Source organism: Paenimyroides baculatum (genome assembly GCF_008629655.1).
GTDB classification, from domain to species: domain Bacteria; phylum Bacteroidota; class Bacteroidia; order Flavobacteriales; family Flavobacteriaceae; genus Flavobacterium; species Flavobacterium baculatum.
The window spans coordinates 307,733-327,240 of sequence record NZ_VWSG01000002.1 but is presented as its reverse complement, the minus strand read 5'-3'; the positions used below and the strand labels follow the sequence as shown (position 1 = coordinate 327,240).

General features: G+C 38.5%; 23 protein-coding genes. 16 read left to right on the top strand and 7 right to left on the bottom strand.

Going from position 1 to position 19,508, the window contains the following annotated elements:
- Positions 1 to 321 precede the first annotated feature (321 nt).
- Together F0460_RS16120 and F0460_RS04110 are read left to right on the top strand one after the other, a co-directional pair.
- Complete coding sequence (locus F0460_RS16120) at positions 322 to 1,344, top strand: hypothetical protein (RefSeq protein WP_190304084.1); 1,023 nt, start codon at positions 322 to 324, stop codon at positions 1,342 to 1,344.
- Between the two features lie 49 nt (positions 1,345 to 1,393).
- A complete protein-coding gene (locus F0460_RS04110; RefSeq protein ID WP_150010523.1) occupies positions 1,394 to 2,074 on the top strand; it encodes a YciE/YciF ferroxidase family protein in 681 nt (226 codons plus the stop codon).
- 237 nt (positions 2,075 to 2,311) lie between these two features.
- Here F0460_RS04110 and F0460_RS04105 read toward each other — a convergent pair whose 3' ends face one another.
- The 5 genes from F0460_RS04105 to F0460_RS04085 form a co-directional block, all read right to left on the bottom strand.
- Entirely contained in the window at positions 2,312 to 2,608 is a 297-nt protein-coding gene (locus F0460_RS04105) for a hypothetical protein (protein ID WP_150010521.1), read from the bottom strand.
- An 88-nt stretch (positions 2,609 to 2,696) separates the two neighbouring features.
- Complete coding sequence (locus F0460_RS04100; RefSeq protein ID WP_190304083.1) at positions 2,697 to 3,176, bottom strand: DUF421 domain-containing protein; 480 nt, start codon at positions 3,174 to 3,176, stop codon at positions 2,697 to 2,699.
- Between the two features lie 270 nt (positions 3,177 to 3,446).
- Positions 3,447 to 3,656 (bottom strand): hypothetical protein, encoded by a 210-nt coding sequence (locus F0460_RS04095; RefSeq protein WP_150010517.1) that lies wholly within the window; start codon positions 3,654 to 3,656, stop codon positions 3,447 to 3,449.
- Between the two features lie 21 nt (positions 3,657 to 3,677).
- Entirely contained in the window at positions 3,678 to 4,250 is a 573-nt protein-coding gene (locus F0460_RS04090) for a YciE/YciF ferroxidase family protein (protein WP_150010515.1), read from the bottom strand.
- A gap of 11 nt (positions 4,251 to 4,261) precedes the next feature.
- On the bottom strand, positions 4,262 to 6,430 hold the full coding sequence (locus F0460_RS04085; protein ID WP_150010513.1) for a catalase: 2,169 nt from the start codon (positions 6,428 to 6,430) through the stop codon (positions 4,262 to 4,264).
- 411 nt (positions 6,431 to 6,841) lie between these two features.
- Here F0460_RS04085 and F0460_RS04080 point away from each other — a divergent pair, with 411 nt between their 5' ends.
- Genes F0460_RS04080 through F0460_RS04065 form a run of 4 tightly spaced genes read left to right on the top strand, consistent with a single transcriptional unit; the run spans position 6,842 to position 8,723 of the window.
- Entirely contained in the window at positions 6,842 to 7,024 is a 183-nt protein-coding gene (locus F0460_RS04080; RefSeq protein WP_150010511.1) for a hypothetical protein, read from the top strand.
- 41 nt (positions 7,025 to 7,065) lie between these two features.
- Complete coding sequence (locus F0460_RS04075; RefSeq protein ID WP_150010509.1) at positions 7,066 to 7,713, top strand: hypothetical protein; 648 nt, start codon at positions 7,066 to 7,068, stop codon at positions 7,711 to 7,713.
- Positions 7,710 to 8,108 carry a thiol-disulfide oxidoreductase DCC family protein gene (locus F0460_RS04070; RefSeq protein WP_150010507.1) on the top strand — a complete coding sequence of 133 codons (399 nt, stop codon included), beginning with the start codon at positions 7,710 to 7,712 and terminating at the stop codon, positions 8,106 to 8,108. Before F0460_RS04075 ends, F0460_RS04070 begins: the two co-directional genes overlap by 4 nt.
- Positions 8,109 to 8,159: 51 nt before the next feature.
- Entirely contained in the window at positions 8,160 to 8,723 is a 564-nt protein-coding gene (locus F0460_RS04065; RefSeq protein WP_150010505.1) for a YciE/YciF ferroxidase family protein, read from the top strand.
- A gap of 65 nt (positions 8,724 to 8,788) precedes the next feature.
- On the opposite strand, the gene F0460_RS04060 is transcribed toward F0460_RS04065, so the two are convergent.
- Together F0460_RS04060 and F0460_RS04055 are read right to left on the bottom strand one after the other, a co-directional pair.
- Complete coding sequence (locus tag F0460_RS04060) at positions 8,789 to 9,352, bottom strand: HD domain-containing protein (protein ID WP_150010503.1); 564 nt, start codon at positions 9,350 to 9,352, stop codon at positions 8,789 to 8,791.
- 4 nt (positions 9,353 to 9,356) lie between these two features.
- The gene (locus F0460_RS04055; protein ID WP_150010501.1) at positions 9,357 to 10,313 is read right to left on the bottom strand and encodes a catalase family protein; all 957 of its coding nucleotides are present in this window, start codon (positions 10,311 to 10,313) and stop codon (positions 9,357 to 9,359) included.
- Positions 10,314 to 10,552: 239 nt separating this feature from the next.
- On the opposite strand from F0460_RS04055, the gene ku reads away from it, so the two are divergent.
- The 10 genes from ku to F0460_RS04010 all read left to right on the top strand — a co-directional run bounded on the left by ku (position 10,553) and on the right by F0460_RS04010 (position 19,172).
- On the top strand, positions 10,553 to 11,332 hold the full coding sequence (gene ku, locus F0460_RS04050) for a non-homologous end joining protein Ku (protein WP_150010499.1): 780 nt from the start codon (positions 10,553 to 10,555) through the stop codon (positions 11,330 to 11,332).
- A gap of 36 nt (positions 11,333 to 11,368) precedes the next feature.
- Positions 11,369 to 11,980 (top strand): DNA polymerase ligase N-terminal domain-containing protein, encoded by a 612-nt coding sequence (locus F0460_RS04045; protein WP_150010497.1) that lies wholly within the window; start codon positions 11,369 to 11,371, stop codon positions 11,978 to 11,980.
- A 65-nt stretch (positions 11,981 to 12,045) separates the two neighbouring features.
- The gene (ligD, locus tag F0460_RS04040; RefSeq protein WP_150010495.1) at positions 12,046 to 13,908 is read left to right on the top strand and encodes a DNA ligase D; all 1,863 of its coding nucleotides are present in this window, start codon (positions 12,046 to 12,048) and stop codon (positions 13,906 to 13,908) included.
- 261 nt (positions 13,909 to 14,169) lie between these two features.
- Complete coding sequence (locus tag F0460_RS04035) at positions 14,170 to 14,400, top strand: hypothetical protein (protein ID WP_150010493.1); 231 nt, start codon at positions 14,170 to 14,172, stop codon at positions 14,398 to 14,400.
- Positions 14,401 to 14,420: 20 nt separating this feature from the next.
- Entirely contained in the window at positions 14,421 to 15,590 is a 1,170-nt protein-coding gene (locus tag F0460_RS04030) for a zinc-dependent alcohol dehydrogenase (protein WP_150010491.1), read from the top strand.
- A 26-nt stretch (positions 15,591 to 15,616) separates the two neighbouring features.
- On the top strand, positions 15,617 to 16,348 hold the full coding sequence (locus tag F0460_RS04025) for a DNA-formamidopyrimidine glycosylase family protein (protein WP_150010489.1): 732 nt from the start codon (positions 15,617 to 15,619) through the stop codon (positions 16,346 to 16,348).
- Positions 16,345 to 17,079: a DUF72 domain-containing protein gene (locus F0460_RS04020; protein ID WP_150010487.1), complete on the top strand. Its 735-nt coding sequence runs from the start codon at positions 16,345 to 16,347 to the stop codon at positions 17,077 to 17,079. The genes F0460_RS04025 and F0460_RS04020 overlap by 4 nt, the downstream gene beginning before the upstream one ends.
- Before the next feature lie 83 nt (positions 17,080 to 17,162).
- Positions 17,163 to 17,321: a hypothetical protein gene (locus F0460_RS16115; protein WP_190304082.1), complete on the top strand. Its 159-nt coding sequence runs from the start codon at positions 17,163 to 17,165 to the stop codon at positions 17,319 to 17,321.
- Positions 17,322 to 17,507: 186 nt separating this feature from the next.
- Complete coding sequence (locus tag F0460_RS04015) at positions 17,508 to 18,497, top strand: SDR family NAD(P)-dependent oxidoreductase (protein WP_150010485.1); 990 nt, start codon at positions 17,508 to 17,510, stop codon at positions 18,495 to 18,497.
- Positions 18,498 to 18,641: 144 nt separating this feature from the next.
- Positions 18,642 to 19,172 (top strand): DoxX family membrane protein, encoded by a 531-nt coding sequence (locus F0460_RS04010; protein ID WP_150010483.1) that lies wholly within the window; start codon positions 18,642 to 18,644, stop codon positions 19,170 to 19,172.
- The last annotated feature ends 336 nt before the right edge of the window (positions 19,173 to 19,508 follow it).

Sequence of the window (19,508 nt, the reverse complement as noted above, 5' to 3'; positions counted from 1 at the left end):
TAAAAAATATAGTTAATAAATTGTATATTATCTTAACTTTTAATTATAAATAATATAAGAAGTTTACTTTATGATGTTTTGGAACATTAAATTTTTTTTTCATGAGTAATTATATACGTTCATCATGAACTGTTTAAAAATGTTAAATAGTAAGTAGGTCTACTGAAAACACAATCAATAGGCTGGTTGCCCGGTTTAAAAAGCATGTTGCTGTTGTTTTAAGGTGAAGGTGCAAGAATAATAATAAGGACTGCATATTGTGATACTTCCATACAGGAAGCCGGCAACTTGTAAAATATTAACTTAATAAACCAACCTATTATGAATTCAAGAAACAACAACAGAGGATCTAACTCAAGAAACTCTAGAAACAATTCTCATGATGATATGAGAGATTTGCATGAAGAAATTTACCAGTTAGGGTATGAGCACGGATATGAAGACGGGTCTGAAGACGAAGAGTACGATGATGACTTCTCTGAATTCGAAGATGATTTCCAGGCACATTCCGATAACGAAGATGATTGGGATGATGAAGACGAAGATGAATGGGATGATGAAGACGACATGGACGACGACGACATAGATGACGACGATGATATGGATGACGACGATGATATGGAAGATGACGACGATGATGATGACTTTGAAAGAGATTCTCAAGGAAGATTTACTTCAAGAGGACGTTCAGGACGTAGTGGATCTTCATCAGGTTCTGGTCGTGGATCAAACTCATCAGGACGTAGTGGATCTTCATCAGGTTCAGGACGTAGATCAAACTCAGGCTCTAGCCGTAGTGGATCTTCATCAGGTTCAGGTCGTGGGTCAAACGGATCATCAGGACGTAGTGGATCTTCTTCAGGTTCTAGTCGTGGATCAAACGCATCATCAGGACGTGGATCAAGCTCGTCTTCAGGTCGTAGCGGGTCTTCATCAGGTTCAGGACGTGGATCTAACTCGTCTTCAGGAGGTGGATCAAACGCATCTTCAGGTCGTAGCGGCTCTTCATCAGGTTCAGGACGTGGATCTAACTCGTCTTCAGGTCGTAGCGGGTCTTCATCAGGTTCAGGACGTGGATCAAACTCGTCTTCAGGACGTAGTGGATCTTCATCTGGATCAGGTCGTGGATCAGGCTCTTCTTCAGGTCGTAGTGGATCTTCATCTGGATCAGGTCGTGGATCAGGCTCTTCTTCAGGTCGTAGTGGATCAAATTCATCGTCTGGCGATACCTCAAACCGCGGATTCGCTTCTATGAGTAAGGCAAAAAGAACAAAGATTGCCCGTATGGGAGGTCTGGCTTCTGGCAAAACTCGTTCTGGATTTGGCGGACGCAGAAATAATTAGGAAAAGGAGGGAGATATTCCCTCTTTTTTAATCTTTAAAATGGTAAACTATGGATCAAAAAGATAAAACACCGGAAAAAAATGCTCCTTCTAAAAGTGAAGAGTCAACTGTAATTCCAATGGAAGATAATAAAGCAGATAAGAATAAAATTAAAAAAGAAGCTGTAAAGACAGATGAGTCTGATACAGAAAAAGGAGAGAACAACTCGAAGCAGCAAAATATGAAAAGTAAAAATAATCAGACAGATTTAGGCAAATTCTTTTTAGATGCTTTGCAGGATATTTATTATGCGGAGGCTAAAATAGAAGAATCTCTTGCAAAAATAAAACACAAGGCAACTTCAGAAGAGCTTCAGGAGGCGTTGGAAGATCACGAACTGGTTACTAAAAAGCAGATTTTGCGATTGGAAAAAATTTTCAAACATCTGGGTGAAGAAGCTAAAAAGAAAAAATGTGATGCCATCGACGGAATTCTGAAGGAAGTAGATGAAATGGTTAAAAATACCGAAGACGGTTCAATGACACGTGATGTGGCCATTATCATCGGATCGCAAAAAGTAGAGCATTATGAAATTGCTACCTACGGCGGACTGGTACAGATTGCAATAACTTTGGGACACGAAAAAGTAGCAGATTTATTGGAAACAACCTTGGACGAAGAAGAAGAAACAGATTTTCTGCTAACTGAAATAGCTGAAGAGCATGTAAATTTTGACGCCGCAGAGGAATAATTTTTATTAATTTAGCTGTACTACAAAAAAGTTAAAAAATAAGCTGGTAGCCATATACAGGGTTACCAGCTTATTTATGTAAAGGAGTACATGGTTTTGTATTGTTTATTTAGAGCATCGGGCAAGCATTATAAAAATTATAATGTTGTAACCTAGCTGGGTAGGTATGTATTTCAGCCGATACGCTTTCCGCTTTCAGATGCCTAAGTATATTCAATTTTGAATAAAACGCATTTATTACTCTTGTGGTTTCTTTAATTTAAGCAACGTTTTATTTGTGGATATCTGCTCGGTTTTTTTATCTGTTGAGCCAGCATCATCAACTGTAATATTTGGCTCGTAAAACAGATCAAACGAATAAATACCGGCAGCTAAAGGATCTTCATGCGGCTCATACGAAACTTCACAGTCTTGTTTTAGCGAATTCACGTTACTGAATATAATTCCTCTTTGTATGTTGTTTTCTTCTACGGCAGAAAGTTCAACATAAACGTCCGATTGTGGATCTTCTGTATGTTCATTGGTATGATTCATAATTTATTTCTTTTGAAGTGGCTAAAATTGTTTCATAAAATACAAGCAAAATACAGACCATTATTTACCGCTTCCAGTTTGAAATTGATCACTTCTTGTCTGTATCGATATCGTCAAGTGAAGTGCGCGCACTTAAAACGTCAGATTTTTTTACGACAGTCATTTCACCGTTAAGTTCCATTACAACGGCTCGCACGTCGGCTATACGTTCAATTCGGTATTGCCTTATCTCCGCGTAGATCTCTTCTTCTGTAATCAGTTCTTTTTCCATGTTACTGTTTATAAATTCACCATTGTAAAATAAAAGGGTGGGTGTACTGTTGATGGCTTTCTCCATGGTTTTTGACTTTTTTGCGAAATATGCCAGTAGGTATTGCAGGGCAATAATTATGATTAGTGCGGTTAATCCTTCGGATACGGTTACCTTTAACAGAATCATTGACGATAAAGTGGAACCAAGCGTAACTGCCACCACAAAATCAAAAGCGTTTAACTTCGCTAGTGTGCGCTTGCCCGAAATTCGAATAAACAGGAATAAGGTGATATACGATACTGTTGCGCAGACCACAATGTGGTAAAGGCTTTCCCAGTCTTTAAAAAATAAGTCTTTCATAATATGCTGTTTATGTTTTAATGTTACTGTTTAATTAGTAGGCTTTATAGAACAAAATAAGCACCCGCAGGTGCTTATTTATTATCGTTGAACCATAATATTCGTATTGTTACTTTGCCTGCCGTTTAAATAATGGATGGCTGCTACAATAAGTAACGGACTAAGTATTGAAATCACTGCAATAGCTAAAACGGTATTCTTTTTCATGTTTAGTCAGCATTTGGGTTAAACAGGTGGTATTACCTTGAAAGGATTGAACGCATTTATGCCTTCAAGTAATTTTTCACGGTCGTTACAATCGTACCATCTTTTGGTATTTCTGTCAAAAAAAGACAAAACAGTGATGTAAACATTGTTTATTTTCCAGTTTACTACATACAGCCCGGATTCTTCGGGCTGGCTTTCCGGGAATTTTATCCATCGTGCAATCTTCATAACTTCCTACCTTATGTTACTTTAAAGTTGTGAAGCATCCATATTTACGCAACCGGTTGCTACGTCGGTTAAAATTTTATCAGCTTCACATTCTTCTGCCAATGTCTGTTGCAGTAGTTTCGCTGCATCGTTCTCACCCAGAACTTTGGCAAAGGCGAAAAGGGTGCCGTAAGTAGCTACTTCGTAATGTTCTATTTTTTGTGAAGCAGCAATGATGGCAGCATCTCGCACTGGTCCATAAGCGGTCTCTTCCAGCATATGGTCGCCTTCTTTCAAAAGTCCGGCAAGTGCTTCACATTTGATACCTTCTGCTTTTTCACCTAATATATTAAATACTTCTTTAAGACGTACTACCTGATTTTCAGTTACGGCAATATGATCCTTAATGCTCGATTTAAGACTGGGTGCCGAAGCATTCGCTGCCATTTTTGGTAAGGCTTTAACGAGTGCCTGTTCAGCCCAATAGATATCTTTTAGGCCGTCTATAAATAACATTCTTAATGATGTCGCAGCATCTTTTCCAGCTTCTACAATATCCGCATTACTACTTTTTGCAGTGGTATCTGTATTTTTTTGTCGTTCGTTATTTTTCATGATTTCCTTGATTATTTGTTGGTACCTAATAGTTCTTCGCGTTTCCAGAATCGGTGCGTTTTAACGGCATCGATAAAGGCTGTTTCAAATGGTTCGTTGTTTGTATGGTTGCTGGTAATAATTCCATCATCTTTTAAATCATCACCTTTTGCCATGAAATGTGGGGCAGAAAGCAGATCGATGCCGTCCCCGTCTGTTCCGATGATTTTACAGTGTCTGTAGGCATCGTTTAAAAATTCCATCACGTCTGGATCTGATGAAAGTGCTGACTGATTTGTTCCGTCCGGAATATAAACGGCATCAAAAAGAACCGATGAAGACGTAAAGAAACTGAATTTTACAGCGATTTCTCCTCCTTCTTTGGTTGATACAAATCCAAGGTTCGGAGCAATAATGCATGCTTCGGCATCTTCTGCCACCAATGCTGTTTTCATTTTCATAACCGATGCCTCACTAACACCATGATTGCAGATAAATGCAATTTTGCGCGAGGCGATGGTTGGTGTTACCGTGGGATTTTTAATCATGCTTAAAGCATCTGATGTTACAATGTTTTTTGAAATTTCTGTCGGTTCGTTACCGCCAACATTATCTGCACCAACACCGTGGTTCATTGGCTGCTCTGGCTGTGCAGGAACTTTAGATCCTAAACCTGCTGCTACCTTTTCTGCCAGTTCGCTGTTTATTTTAGACAATAACCCCAGCATGCGCACGCGGATCGCGGTTGTTTCAACTTTTCCCAGTTCAAAACGCAATGCTTTCACCATGTGCTGTTGTTCTGTAGGTGTCTGACTTTCGTAAAACATACGTGCCTGACTGAAATGGTCGTTAAAGCTGTTGCTTCTTGCACGTACCTTATGGGCATCAACTCGTTCGTTGAAGCTGCTGAATCCGCCTTCTGCAATCATTGCCTGATACGGACAGCCGCCACCTAACGAATTTGGATGATAACTTACACGGCCTTTGTTTATTTCTTGTCGCATATGTCCGTCGCGCTGGTTGTTGTGCGTTGGCGAGGTGCTTCTGTTGATAGGAATTTCATGAAAATTCGGACTTCCTAATCTGGAAAGCTGGGTATCGGTATACGAAAACAACCTGCCTTGAAGCAGTGGGTCGTTCGTAAAATCAATTCCCGGTACGATATGTCCTGGATGGAAAGCTACCTGTTCGGTTTCGGCAAAGAAATTATCCGGATTCTTGTTCAAAACCATTCGTCCTACAATGGTGATAGGTACCAGTTCTTCGGGAACTATTTTGGTAGGATCCAACAGATCAAAATCAAATTTGTGTTCGTCTGCCTCCGGAATTATCTGCAATCCTAATTCCCATTCAGGAAAATTACCAGATTCGATGGCTTCCCAAAGATCCTGACGGTGGAAATCGGGGTTCTTGCCTGATATTTTTTGTGCTTCGTCCCAAACAACGGCATGCGTTCCCAATTTTGGTTTCCAATGGATCTTAACAAAATGCGATTCATTCGCATCATTGATCAATCTGAAGGTGTGCACGCCAAAACCTTCCTGCATACGGTAACTGCGCGGAATGGCACGGTCGCTCATCAGCCACATGATCATGTGCATTGACTCGGGCATCAGCGAAATAAAATCCCAAAAGGTATCGTGTGCAGATGCTGCCTGCGGAATTTCATTGTGCGGTTCGGGTTTTACCGCGTGAACAAGGTCCGGAAATTTTGCGGCATCCTGTATAAAAAATACGGGCATATTGTTGCCTACAAAATCGTAAATACCTTCTTCTGTGTAAAATTTAACCGAAAAACCGCGGACGTCTCTCGCTAAATCGGTTGATCCTCGTGATCCTGCTACAGTAGAAAAACGGGTGAAAATGGGTGTACGCTGTCCGGCTTTTTGCAGAAATGCAGCTTTTGTAAATTGGGGGATGGGATTGGTTACTTCAAAGAAACCGTGAGCTCCCGATCCTCTTGCATGTACAATACGCTCCGGTATGCGCTCGTGATCAAAATGGGTGATCTTTTCTCTAAGGATAAAATCTTCTAAAAGAGAAGGTCCTCTTTCACCGCTTTTCAGGGAATTGTTATCGTCGTTGATTTTTACTCCCTGATTGGTTGTAAGGAATTTGTTGGTTCCGTCTGACTTGTTGATCGACAAATCTTCTTGCTTGGATTCTTGTCGGTTTGGGTTGTTAGGGTCGTTTTCTTTCATTGCTATTTGTATTTGGTTGTTTTGTTAATTAAGTAGGTTGTGTGTTTGAATGTTCAAAGAATGTTCCAATAATAGTTAGGTTTTGATCTGTAAGGGATTCTTAAAAAAAGCAAAAATTTAACAAAATTAAATTGGGGTTTTATTATACATTTTGTGCAGAATTTTCCTTTAATGGAGTGCATTCATTTTTAAATCGGTTTGGTAGCTACTTATTGTGCTTGAAGTCTGATAATTTGTTGTTTACATCTTATCAGCCTTTGCGATCCCTACCTTGAACGATATTACTTAAAACGATATTACTTTCATAACAATAAAATTGGTTTCAATTTTGCTTGTTATTAATAAAACACTGTGATCCTTATAAACTAATAAATCTGCTAAAAGCTATTTGTCTAATTAAAACAAAAAGTTATGAATACAGATAAGTCAACCCAGGAATGCAATGGTGGTTTATACAGCAACCCGAACAAACAACCTGATTATCTTTCAGGTAAAATAATTGACGGATTAAACGGAAAATTGTTTAATACAGATAATCTTATGGGGCATGCTTTTAAACGTTGTAGTAAGGAAACAGATTTTAATAGGGAATAGTAGTGTAGGCACAACAATCAGTACCAAACATAAGGAGCTGTATGAACATAGACGATTTTAATAGGATACCTGCAGAACTTAAAAAATGTATTCCTGTACAAACAAAGGGTAGGTACAGTGATACCTGCAGCAGTTTGGAACTTAAAGAATTGAATAATCCCGATATTGCTTTTAAAAGCATTAAAAACAGGTTGCTCGATGTGAACAATTGGGCACATTATGCAACCCTTACCGATGCCGATTTTATATTGCTGGATCGACACGGATACAGGTTGGATCGTTTGGCGGAAGAAGGCGATTTTATGAAGGTACGCTTTTCTAAAGTACAGAAGATAATTGATGCTCAACATGATTTTGTTTATATAAGCAGTATCATGACTATACCGAATATTTTGGGCGATGCGGTGGTAATGCAGTTGCAGCCGGCGCACAATCCTGCCAGATCAGGATCAGAGGTCGATCATTTTTTCACCGGTGACGCATCAAATACTTTGATTCTGTACCGTACAGAATCTGAAATTATACTTTCTGTGCACGGTAGAAACGAACAGCCTAACTTAAAAGTATCTAAAATAAGTAAAAAAGTCCGCAATGTGCTCTTTGCTACCTTGGGAGTTTTGGCAGTGAGTAAGGTACAGTGGAAAACACTGTCACATGGACTACTTAATTATAACGAAAAATTATTATGAGGGAAATGTATGTTTTATTGTACGATGGCGAATGCGGCTTTTGTAATTTCTGGGTAAACTGGGTTATGAAAAACGATCGTAAAGGGATATTCAACTTTGCATCACTACAGGGAAATTTCGGACAAAAATTTTTAACGGATAAAAAACTGCCGCTTAACAGATTTAATACCCTGTACCTGATACATCCAGACGGAAAAGTGGATGAAAAATCAAATGCAGTCATTAAAATATGCAGTCTGTTGGGTAGCTGGTACAAATTGGCAGCTGTTTTTAAAGTGTTGCCAAAATTTCTGCGTGATAAAATATATGATCTCGTTGCAAAGAACCGCAGCAAGTTAGCATCAGGTAACTGCCCGTTACCAACCAAAGAACAACGCAGAATGTTTTTAGATTAATAAACCATTATAAACTTATACCAGTATTGTTAAATTAAAAAGTATAAAGCTATGAAAAATGAACAAAAAAAAGACACGTCAAAACCAGAAAATGGAACAATGGTGAAACCGAAAAGCACTGCTGCCGAAGGTTTGAGAGAATTATTTGTTGACGAATTAAAAGACATCATTTACGCGGAACGTGCGCTTTTAAAAGCGTTGCCGAAAATGGCGAACAACAGCAGCAGTACAAAACTAAAAAAGGCTATTGAAGAACATGTGGTGGTTACCGAAAAACAGGTCGATCGTTTAAAACAGGTCTTTGATCTTTTGGGTGAATCAGACCGTGGTAAAAAATGCGACGCAATGGAAGGCCTTATTAAGGAAGGTGAAGGAATTCTAGAAGAAACCGAACCGGGACCGGTACGTGATGCGGCCATTATTTCGGCATCGCAAAAGATCGAACATTACGAAATTGCCTCATACGGAACATTGGTTGCTTTTGCCAAAACGTTAGGCGAAGACAAAGTAGCTTCTTTGCTGGAACAAACGCTGAACGAAGAAAAAGAGGCCGATGTTACGCTCACAGAAGCTGCATACAATGATATTAATTTTGATGCCGTAGAAGAAGATTAAAAACTTTAATATTGCTCAAAAAAAAAAGAAACCACTCTTGAAAAAGGGTGGTTTTAATGTTTAATTTATTGCGATCTTCTTTTTAAACCTTGTATTTCGGCTTGTACGCTGTTGTAAACCAGACTGTATAATTCACTGTTTCCTTTTGGTGCAGCTTTTAAAATGGTCATACATTCTTTAAGAAACCTCGGAGCAAAATTTGGATCGGCTGCGGTTATTTCTTTACAGTTGTCTAATATATCTGCATATTTTATGGTTTGTGCATCTGCACTTGTTTCTTCAATACGTTCTGTTTCTCTTTCCTTTCGCTGTTTGCGGTTTAAATGCGCATACGTTTCTTTTGTATAAACATCGGTAAGCTCCACCACAAGGTTTAAGGTTTCATGTGCAGCTTCGGTATCCATCAGTGTCTCTAAATAATGTAACAGTTCGGTTTCTGTAACGGCGGTGTCCTCTAAAACATCGTGCAGCAGTGCCGCTGCAAGTAGTGTTGTTTTAGAAGTATAGTTCATACAGGTTTCCATAACTCTGATGGGGTGTACTATGTATCGTTCGTAACTGTACTTACGCATTTGTTCGCCATGCGCACGATCTGCAAATTGTTGTATTTTTATAAGAGTACTATTCATAAACTTACTTGCTTCGTTCTTCTAATGATGCTTTGTATGCCTTGTCGCGTAACTGCTGAATTCTTCCTACGGGTTTAAAAGATTCAATATTGTCAAACGGATTAAAAGAAAGCAGTTCCTGCTCCATAGCATTTTTGTCGGCGATCTGCGTGAATATAAATTTCCCTACAGGTAAAAAGGGCGAATCCGTCCATTCCCTGTGCAGTTCGTTCACGGGTTGGTTTGCGATGTTGTATGCATACTGTACGTAAAGCTGTGCTATAAAGTGGCCGTTGTTTTTCATATAACCTTCTATTGACAGGTTATTTGAAGGGTGTCTGTCATGTGGAACAAGTTTCAGTTTAACAAGATGAGCTCCAAATCGGTACACACCAATAGAATGGTAGTCGAATGACAGTATGGGATCTTTGCGTTTTTTAAGAGAACCCATAATGTTTTTTACGAATGATCTATGCAGCACGTTTGGGATAACCATGGTTACGCCGAACAGTATTTTTGCAATATTATAGGTCTTCTGTAATAAATTACCTGTATAGTAACGATTTAACGCGGTAAAGAGCTTTAAAAATCCGGCTACGCTGTTAAAAGGAAATAAGGGAAAGTTTACCAATGGAAAATTGGCAGTTGTTGTACCGGCATCACTTATTTTTATCGAAAAACCGTAAGCAGGGATACCGTTGCCTTTTATAATCTTTAAATGTGCATTTGAAATCCGCAGAACGGCATCCATTATTTTTTTTGGAAACAGGTGTTGATCTTCAAAATCGGGATCAACTGCAAATTTTCCTTCCAAAATACTGTACGTTGTGGCATGGGCATCACGCGTTTTGTATGATACCTTGCTTATAGATGCCGACTTCCTCACAAATGCTCGGATGTCTATTGTTAAATCATCTAAGAGTTGGTGCTCTGCTGCTGTTAAAGCATCTAAATCTGCCGTGTATTTTAATTTCTCCCCCATATGTTATAGCAAGCAAAAGTAGAACCGTTTTCCGAAACCTGCCGTGCTTTTGATGCGGGTATTTAAATACGTGCTTCTCAACCAGATACTTGTAGATTTTAACGACATTTTGTGGAAAACTACAAAGCAGTGTAGATCATAAATTTTTAAATATTTAGAGGAATCTGCCGATAGTATTTCAAACATGAAATCTTAAAATAGTGGAAAGGATTTTGCAGTACATAAAAAAAATTAAAGCTATGAGAGCAATTTGGAACGGTGCCATAGGTTTTGGATTAGTAAATATCCCCATTAAATTATACTCGGCTACAGATTCAAGTACACTAGATTTGGATATGTTGGACAGTAAGGACCTTAGCAACATTAAATTTAAACGGGTGAATGCCGAAACCGGTAAAGAGGTGGCTTGGGAAAATATTGTGAAAGGTTATAAAATTGAAGACAAATATATTGTGTTGGAAGACGAAGATTTTGAAGCGGCCAGTCCCGAAAAATCAAAAATTCTAAGTATAAACCAGTTTGTGAAAGAAGCAGAGGTTGATACCGCACTTTTTGAAACACCTTACTTTCTGGAACCTCAGAAAAATGGCGAAGCAGCTTATAAACTGTTGTTGAAATCATTAATGAAAACAAAAATGGCAGGCATTGGTTCTTTTGTTTTAAGGGAGCGCGAAATATTGTGTTTGATCCGTCCGTATGAAGATAAGGTTTTAATGGTAAACAGAATGCGCTATCCCGAAGAATTAAGAAGTTACAAAGATCTAAATATACCCGCCGGAAAAGCCCCAAAAGCCGACGAACTTAAAATGGCAGAACAGTTGATAAAATCGCTTGCAACGGCATTTGATCCGTCAAAATACAAAGACACCTATAATGCCGACTTGCTTAAAATCATCAAACAAAAGGCAAAAGGAAAAAAAGTAAAACTTACTGAACAAAAGCAACCGGAAGGTAAGGCTACCGATCTTATGGCAATGTTGAAGGCAAGTTTGGAAAAAACTAAGAAAAAAGCGGGTTAATAATAGTTTAGATTATTCATTAATAGATCATAAGTTATGGCACTGGAGGATTATAATAAAAAACGGAATTTTAAGGAAACAGCCGAACCAAAAGGTAAAAAGAAAGCTAGCGGTAAAAAGTTGAAGTTTGTTGTTCAAAGACACGCTGCTTCAAGACTGCATTACGATTTTCGTCTGGAAATGGAGGGCGTGCTGAAAAGTTGGGCGGTGCCTAAAGGTCCGTCACTAAATCCTGCCGACAAACGGTTGGCAATGATGGTAGAAGATCATCCGTATTCATACAGAACCTTTGAAGGATCTATTCCCGAAGGTAATTATGGTGCCGGCGAAGTGGAAATATGGGACGAAGGAACGTATGAACCTATTGAAAAAGCCTCTGGAAAAAGTGATGATCTTACCATGCGCGCCGAACTGCATAAACAGTCGCTAAAATTCATATTGCACGGTAAAAAACTGCAAGGGGAGTTTGCGTTGGTTAAAATGAAAAATCCTAAAGACGATAATGCCTGGCTGCTTATTAAGCATAAAGACGAATATGCGGTCGACGAAGGCTACGACGCAGAAGAAAATACTGCTAAAAACTCGAAAGTAACGGCTTATCTAGCAGATAAAAGCAGTAAAAAAAAAAGGAATCAAATAACGGAATAAAACATTTTAAAAATTATGCACCGGCACTTTCCGGTGCGAAAAAACTAACGCAATTTATTAAACCCATGCTGTGCAAAACGACAGACAAACCGTTTGATGACCAAGAGTGGGCATTCGAAATAAAGTGGGACGGCTACCGCGCCATTGCCGACTTAACTAAAGATAAAATCCGCTTGTATTCAAGAAACGGGGTCGACTTCTCTCAGAAATTCAAAAAAGTGACCAACTCGCTTAAACTTCAGGAACACGATATGGTGCTCGATGGCGAGATTGTTGCCTATGACGATAAAGGAAAACCAAACTTTCAGTGGCTGCAGCAAATTGGTGATAATCCTGATTTGGTGTTAGCTTATCAGGTTTTCGATCTGCTGTGGCTTAACGGTCACTCAACTATGGATTTATCGTATCTGCAACGGAAAGAATTATTGAAAGACGCCTTGGTTGAAACCGATAGCATTAAATTCAGCGACCATATTTTACAGAACGGAAAAGAATTTTTTCAGGCAGCAAAAGATATGGGTCTTGAAGGAATTGTAGCAAAGAAAACAGACGGTCTTTACAAAGAAAATATCCGCAGTTCGGAATGGCTTAAAATAAAAATCAATAAAACAGACGAAGCCGTTATCTGCGGTTTTACACAACCGAAAGGATCTCGAAAGAAATTCGGAGCCCTCGTTCTGGGCAAATATCTCAATGGCGAAATGGTTTTCTGCGGTCACACTGGTGGTGGTTTTAACGATAAATCGCTTTCTGATATCTACGATAAAATGCAGAAACTGATTACCGATAAATCGGTTTTTAAAATTACACCCAAGACAAATACCAAAGCTACATGGATAAAACCAGAACTGGTTGCCGAAATTAAATTCACGGAACTTACCAAAGATCATATTTACCGCCATCCCATTTTTTTGAGGCTTCGAGATGATGTAGAACCTGATGATGTGACATTTAATACCGAAAAACAATCAAAAAAAGAAATGATGAAGAAAGTGCAACCTGAGAAAAGAACCGGAAAAGACGAGTTGCTGAAGAAAATAGGAAAGCAGGAACTGAAACTTACAAATCAGAACAAAATTTATTTTCCCGATGATGATGTTACAAAAGGCGATGTCATTGCCTTTTACCAAAGTATTTCCAAATATATTTTACCACACCTTAAAAACCGCCCGCAGTCTATGAACCGTTATCCTAACGGGATTGACGGTATGAGTTTTTATCAGAAAGACGCAGCCGATGAAACCCCTGATTGGATAGAAACACAGAAAGTGTTCTCTGAAAGCGGTGATAAGTATATCAATTACATAATCTGTAATGATAAGGAAACACTGGCTTATTTGAATAATTTGGGATGTATCGAACTTAATATATGGACAAGCAAAATTCAAAAGGCAGATAATCCTGATTATTTGGTTTTAGACCTCGATCCGTCAGAGAAAAATACCTTCGAAGACGTAATTAAAACAGCGCAGGTTGTAAAAGAGGTGCTGGATCTGGCAGAGATTGAAGGTTTTCCAAAAACATCGGGCAGTTCGGGAATTCATATCTACATTCCCATGAACGCAAAATATTCTTACGAACAGGTTAAAGATTTTGGGCACTTGCTCATGCAGATGGTTCAGCAGAAATTACCCGATCTTACAACCTTGGAAAGAAGCTTGAAGAAAAGAGACAAGGATAAAATTTATTTGGATTATCTGCAGAACAGAAGAGGTCAGACACTTGCAAGTGTTTACAGTCTGCGTCCAAAAAAGGGTGCACCGGTTTCTATGCCTTTGGATTGGAAAGAAGTTAAAAAGGGATTAAAACCAACCGATTACAATATCTATAACGCATTAGATCGACTGAAAGAAAAAGGCGATATTTTTAAACCTGTGCTGGGTAAAGGGATCGATATGCTAAAGGCAATTAAAAAATTATCGTCTTAAGTAAGAAGGTTACTTTGATACAGAAGTGAGTTTACAGTTACATAATATGTCGAGTAACCGTTCTATGTACTGGGGAATTTATCGACACTTTACTGATGTTCAGTAAATTACACGTGTGTTTTTTTTAGTATTTAATCAACATTTTTAAAGATAATTCAAAGCATTAAACCTGCATTTAAGTCAATAATCAGGAACTGTTTAATATTAAGGGAATACTTCTTGTAATTTATTTTACCATATAACAACTTAAAACTTTGAAAGATGAAAAGTGATGACAAAAACATTCCGGGAAGTGAAAAGAATAAAAAAACAAGCCCGACAGACATTAAAGGAAAAGATGTTCATGAAGCCAATCAGACAAATTCAGGTGCCGGCGCATCACAGATAAAAGAAGGTAGTAATCTGTTGCCCGAAGACGCAGACAAAGTACCCGACGAAAATACGGAGGAGGCAAGAAATAAAAAGTCAGGAAAAAATTTTAAAGACGAATAATAACTTTAAAAAAATGTTTTATGAAAGCAGCAGTAATTCACGCACCGGGTAAAATAACCTGTGATAATACAGAAGATCCGAAAATTAAAAATACTACCGACGTTATACTTCGTGTAACATCAACAGCTATTTGCGGATCCGATCTCCATATTTTTTCTGGTGGATTTCCGCAACCTAAGCCCATGATTCTGGGTCATGAATTTATGGGAGTGGTAGAAGAAGTCGGCAAGGATGTAAAAAATCTTAAAAAAGGTGACCGAGTGGTAATACCTTTTCCAATTGCATGCGGAACCTGCTATTTCTGTAACAGTGATCTTCCCGTTCATTGCGAAAACAGTAACCATGAACACTACGGTCCCGAAGGCGGATTGATTGATCAGAAAGGAGGCGGACTGTTTGGATACACCGATCTGTACGGTGGATATGATGGTGGACAGGCACAGTTTGTACGTGTTCCATATGCAGACATCGGACCCCGTAAGGTGCCTGATTTCTTATCAGATGAGCAGGTTCTGTTTTTAACGGACATTTTTCCAACTGGTTATTCGGGTGTAGATTGGGCAGAAGTTAACGGTGGTGAAACTGTTGTAATTTTCGGTGCTGGTCCAGTGGGGATAATGGCCGCTAAAAGTGCTTGGCTGCGAAATGCAAAACGCGTAATAATTGTTGACACGCTGCAATACCGTTTAGACAAGGCTGCTGCAACTGCAAACTGTGAAACAATTTTGTGGGACAGCGGTGCTAAAGAAGTAGTAGAGAAGATAAGGGAAACAACAAAAGGTCGTGGAGCAGATGTCTGTATAGAAGCTGTAGGTTTTGAACCGGATCGATCTATTTTAGACCGGGCAAAAGCGGTAATAAATTTTGAAAAAGGATCTATTAAAGTACTTGAAGCTTGCATGAGTGCTGTGAGAAGAGGTGGGATAGTCAGCGTTTTAGGTGTATATCCAACATATTATGACAATTTCCCTGTAGGTCAGTTTTTCGATAAGGGAATAACCTTAAGAGGTGGTCAGGCTGTCGTACACAAACATATTGACAAGCTGTTGCAGTATGTGATCGATGGAAAAATTGTGTTGGATGATATCATTACGCACAGACTACCTCTTACTGAAGTGGCACATGCTTACGACATTTTTAAAAACAAGAAGGAAGATTGTGTAAAGGTGGTTTTAGATCCTTGGGCATAATTTTCAATTAAACAGATCAAATAGATATGCCAGAAGGTCCTAGTATTGTTATCGCAAAAGAAGAAATGAGTGTTTTTATCGGCAAAAAGGTTGTTGAAGCACACGGTAATACTAAAATTGATAGTGACAGGTTGGAAGGTAAAGTTCTTTCCGATGTTAAATCATGGGGTAAACACCTGCTGCTTTGCTTTGACGACTTTACCGTCCGTATTCATTTTTTGCTGTTTGGCAGTTATCTGGTAAACGAATCAAAATCGGCAAATGTTCGTTTAGGACTTTTTTTCAAGAACGGACATATGAATTTTTATGCTGCTTCTGTAAAGGTATTGGAAGGAACTGCAGATTCTCTTTACGATTGGTCCGCCGATGTAATGAGTGAACAGTGGAATCCGCGTTTGGCAGTTAAAAAACTTGCTGATAAAAAAGAAGAATTGATTTGTGACGAACTGCTGGATCAGGATGTATTTTCAGGAGTAGGGAACATCATCAAGAACGAAGTTTTGTTCAGGGTGGGTGTACATCCAAATTCATTGGTAGGCAAAATTCCGTCTAAAAAGATGAAAGAAATCGTTGAGCAGGCGCAAAACTACAGTTTCGACTTTCTGCGATGGAAAAAAGAAAACCAACTAAAAAAGAATTGGCTGGTGCATACCAAAAAAGAGTGTTCTAAATGTGGTCGGTTATTGGTAAAGGAATACACAGGTAAGAAAAAACGCAGAAGTTTCTTTTGTACAAACTGTCAAAAACTGTATGTATGAGTAACACTAAATTTAACATCGGATGTTCAAGCTTTGCAACACCTTCTTGGAAATCGGTTTTTTACCCGGATCATCTGCCAAAAAAAGACTGGTTCCAATTTTATTGCACGCATTTTTCAACGTATGAATTCAATGGTTCATTTTATAGGTTTCCCACCGTAGAAAGTTTAGAAAAATGGTATGATAAAACTCCAGATGATTTCAGTTTTAGTATCAAAATACCAAAAGTGATTACGCACACAAAGAAACTTGTTGACTGTGAAATAGAAGTGTCAGATTTTTACGAGATTGTTTCTAAAGGACTAAAAGAAAAACTGGCGTGTGTATTGTGGCAGTTTCCCCCAGGCTTTTTGTACAACGAACTGAATTTGGTTAAGCTCATAAAACTTTTAAATTCCGATTTTAAGAACGTTGTGGAATTCAGGCACAAAAGCTGGTGGAACAAAAATGCTGTTGAAACATTACAGCAGACGGGTGTAATTTTTTGCAATCCCAGCTATCCCGGTTTGGATGTTGATCTGATAGATGGTGGTAAAATTGGATATTTTCGCATGCACGGTGTCCCAAAGCTGTTTTATTCTGAATATTCGCAAGAAGAAATACAAACACTTTACAATACAATAAAGGCAGCATCCTACAAAGAGGTATATGTGTATTTTAACAACACGGCATCTACAGCAGCTGTAATAAATGCAATGCAGTTTATGAAGCTGAAGGATAGCTTGACATAACCCTTTAAACAATGACAGAAATTTAACTATTTCAGCAACTTTTGTCAATCAATAAGTAATTTAAATTTTAAATATACCGAGCTATGAAAAATGAACAAAACAAAGAAACGACACTCGTAAAAAAACAACAGAACGGCAAACCTGAAAACAAAGACAATTTAGACAGCCGCGGTCACGAAGAGCAAAAAAGAAAGGGTGACGATGTAACTTCGAACGAGAAGGAAACAAAAGAGAAAAAATAATTTAAAAGGGTGAACGCCTAGTGATGGTCGGAAGAAATTCCGACCATTTCTATGTCAAAAACGTTGTTAGGATTATCTGCTGCTTAATATTCGATCTATTGTGATAGACGATTTGGGTGTAAAGTAATAAAGTGAATCATGGCACAATAAATGTTGTAGAGTAGCTGAAAAAGAAAAAAGATTTTTATGAAAACCGAAGAGAATTATGAGAAAGATTTGGCTGGCAAAACAGTGGTGATTACCGGCTCAAGCAGTGGTGTGGGTCGCGCGGCGGCAGAAGCATTTGCCCGTGAAGGCTGCAATGTAGTGATAGTTGCCCGCGGACAGGAAGGTATCAATGAGATTGTAGAACTTTGTAAAGCGCTTAATACACAGGTTATTGGTATTGCTGCCGATGTTTCTATAGCTGCCGATGTAGAAAGAATAACCACAGAAACACTTGCAAAATTTGGCAGGATCGATGTCTGGATAAACAATGCAGGGGTTATGGCAAGCGGAAAGTTCGAAGAAATTCCCATGGAAGTCCACGAGCAGGTTATAAAGACAAATCTTTTTGGTTATATGCACGGCGCGTATAATGCTGTACAGGTTTTTAAAGAACAGAATGAGGGAATTCTGATAAATAATATTTCCATTGGCGGATACATGCCTGCGCCTTACAGTGCGGTATATTCCTCTACAAAATATGGGATCAGGGGTATGATGGAAGGTATACAGGCCGAAATATCCAACCATAAAAATATACACGTATGCAATATTTATCCACAGCTGCAGAATTCTACAGGCAATCTGCATTCGGCTAAATATTCGGGTTTTAAAATGAATATTTCACCCCTTGCATCAGATCCAAGAGAGACCGCAGACGCTATGGTTGCATTGGCAAAAAATCCTAAAAAAGACGTCTTCCCGGATTTTAAATCTCGAGTAATTACCACAATGTACAAAATTTTCCCAACGCTCTTCAACAATGCGGCATCGGCGGTTGTGAGGCTGATGATGAAGATTAAGAAAGGGCCTGAAGTAGAAGGCAACGTATTAAAGCAGTCGCAGGAACCTCTTAGAATATATGGTCGACCGGAATTGAACAATGACTCGGGTAATTTAAAAAAAGCCGTAATCATTGGTGCCGGTATTGGCTTTGCTTTTATATTTTTTAGAAACAGATTACAAAAGTAATACAATATTTTATTGATGGATTACATCAGTACCCATTGCAGTTTCCGTTGAATTGTAATATATTCATACATTATTTAAGCCTCGGTCTTTGCTGGTTTACAGTCTGGTATAATAAATAATTTAATAAAGAGTTTTAAATAACCCATGGAGGAAAAAGCAAAACTACGCATCAGTTTGCGGTATTATTCTATTTTAGCATTAAGATTTGTGGTCGCAACGGTGTTGATACCTTCGGGTTTGTTGAAGATACAGGGAAAAAGGTTTTCTGAAATATGCCCCGAAATGTATGCGGGTTCTTTCTTTACAGAACTGCACCATACAGGAACGTATTGGAAATTTTTAGGATTTTGTCAGCTGCTTACAGCATTGTTATTATTTACCCAGCGTTACACGGCATTGGCAGCACTGCTATTCTTCGGCATCTGTTCCAATATTCTTGTTTTTACGTTAAGTGTTGGTTTAAATGACAAATCATTAATTATGATCTTTATGGTTGCCGCAGCACTTTTGCTGATAGGGTGGGACTGGTACCGGATAAAACCTTTATTTAATACATCAAAAAATATTCATACTTCCTCTAATATCCAAACCGCTCCTGTTTCATTACAGATAATCGGTCTTGTAGCTTACGTGGTAGTAACGGTTTTCTTTTTTATTTTTGATACGTATTATTAGCACTCAATCAATTTAGTATAAAAAAAGCTGAATCTAAATTACACTGTCCCCGGAAAGTAAATAGATACGATGCAGTATGACTTGCTGTATAAAGCTATTTCATTTTTGATTAAAAACTGAATAGAGATTAAACTAGCGGTATGACGTTTTGATCAGCCTGTCCTGATTCTCGGGAAGCGTCGAACCACTGCATGAAGCGAGAGCAGATCGTTGTGTGAAACACCGTTTCGATCAAATCGAAGATTCACGATTTCATTAATTTATAAATAGCAATTGATCGTATATAGCCTCAAAAGTGAATTTCGACCGATTAAAAGATCGCCGAAAAAACACTTT

What these genes read in the sequence shown, in the direction of transcription:
- F0460_RS04045 (WP_150010497.1), top strand. Translation starts at nt 11,369, where the DNA reads ATGGCACTGGAGGATTATAATAAAAAACGGAATTTTAAGGAAACAGCC.
- F0460_RS04075 (WP_150010509.1), top strand. Translation starts at nt 7,066, where the DNA reads ATGAACATAGACGATTTTAATAGGATACCTGCAGAACTTAAAAAATGT.
- F0460_RS04030 (WP_150010491.1), top strand. Translation starts at nt 14,421, where the DNA reads ATGAAAGCAGCAGTAATTCACGCACCGGGTAAAATAACCTGTGATAAT.
- F0460_RS04035 (WP_150010493.1), top strand. Translation starts at nt 14,170, where the DNA reads ATGAAAAGTGATGACAAAAACATTCCGGGAAGTGAAAAGAATAAAAAA.
- F0460_RS04065 (WP_150010505.1), top strand. Translation starts at nt 8,160, where the DNA reads ATGAAAAATGAACAAAAAAAAGACACGTCAAAACCAGAAAATGGAACA.
- F0460_RS04105 (WP_150010521.1), bottom strand. Translation starts at nt 2,608, where the DNA reads ATGAATCATACCAATGAACATACAGAAGATCCACAATCGGACGTTTAT.
- F0460_RS04070 (WP_150010507.1), top strand. Translation starts at nt 7,710, where the DNA reads ATGAGGGAAATGTATGTTTTATTGTACGATGGCGAATGCGGCTTTTGT.
- F0460_RS04015 (WP_150010485.1), top strand. Translation starts at nt 17,508, where the DNA reads ATGAAAACCGAAGAGAATTATGAGAAAGATTTGGCTGGCAAAACAGTG.
- F0460_RS04080 (WP_150010511.1), top strand. Translation starts at nt 6,842, where the DNA reads ATGAATACAGATAAGTCAACCCAGGAATGCAATGGTGGTTTATACAGC.
- ku (WP_150010499.1), top strand. Translation starts at nt 10,553, where the DNA reads ATGAGAGCAATTTGGAACGGTGCCATAGGTTTTGGATTAGTAAATATC.
- F0460_RS04090 (WP_150010515.1), bottom strand. Translation starts at nt 4,250, where the DNA reads ATGAAAAATAACGAACGACAAAAAAATACAGATACCACTGCAAAAAGT.
- F0460_RS04025 (WP_150010489.1), top strand. Translation starts at nt 15,617, where the DNA reads ATGCCAGAAGGTCCTAGTATTGTTATCGCAAAAGAAGAAATGAGTGTT.
- F0460_RS04020 (WP_150010487.1), top strand. Translation starts at nt 16,345, where the DNA reads ATGAGTAACACTAAATTTAACATCGGATGTTCAAGCTTTGCAACACCT.
- ligD (WP_150010495.1), top strand. Translation starts at nt 12,046, where the DNA reads ATGCTGTGCAAAACGACAGACAAACCGTTTGATGACCAAGAGTGGGCA.
- F0460_RS04095 (WP_150010517.1), bottom strand. Translation starts at nt 3,656, where the DNA reads ATGAAGATTGCACGATGGATAAAATTCCCGGAAAGCCAGCCCGAAGAA.
- F0460_RS04055 (WP_150010501.1), bottom strand. Translation starts at nt 10,313, where the DNA reads ATGGGGGAGAAATTAAAATACACGGCAGATTTAGATGCTTTAACAGCA.
- F0460_RS04010 (WP_150010483.1), top strand. Translation starts at nt 18,642, where the DNA reads ATGGAGGAAAAAGCAAAACTACGCATCAGTTTGCGGTATTATTCTATT.
- F0460_RS04085 (WP_150010513.1), bottom strand. Translation starts at nt 6,430, where the DNA reads ATGAAAGAAAACGACCCTAACAACCCAAACCGACAAGAATCCAAGCAA.
- F0460_RS16115 (WP_190304082.1), top strand. Translation starts at nt 17,163, where the DNA reads ATGAAAAATGAACAAAACAAAGAAACGACACTCGTAAAAAAACAACAG.
- F0460_RS04110 (WP_150010523.1), top strand. Translation starts at nt 1,394, where the DNA reads ATGGATCAAAAAGATAAAACACCGGAAAAAAATGCTCCTTCTAAAAGT.
- F0460_RS04060 (WP_150010503.1), bottom strand. Translation starts at nt 9,352, where the DNA reads ATGAATAGTACTCTTATAAAAATACAACAATTTGCAGATCGTGCGCAT.
- F0460_RS16120 (WP_190304084.1), top strand. Translation starts at nt 322, where the DNA reads ATGAATTCAAGAAACAACAACAGAGGATCTAACTCAAGAAACTCTAGA.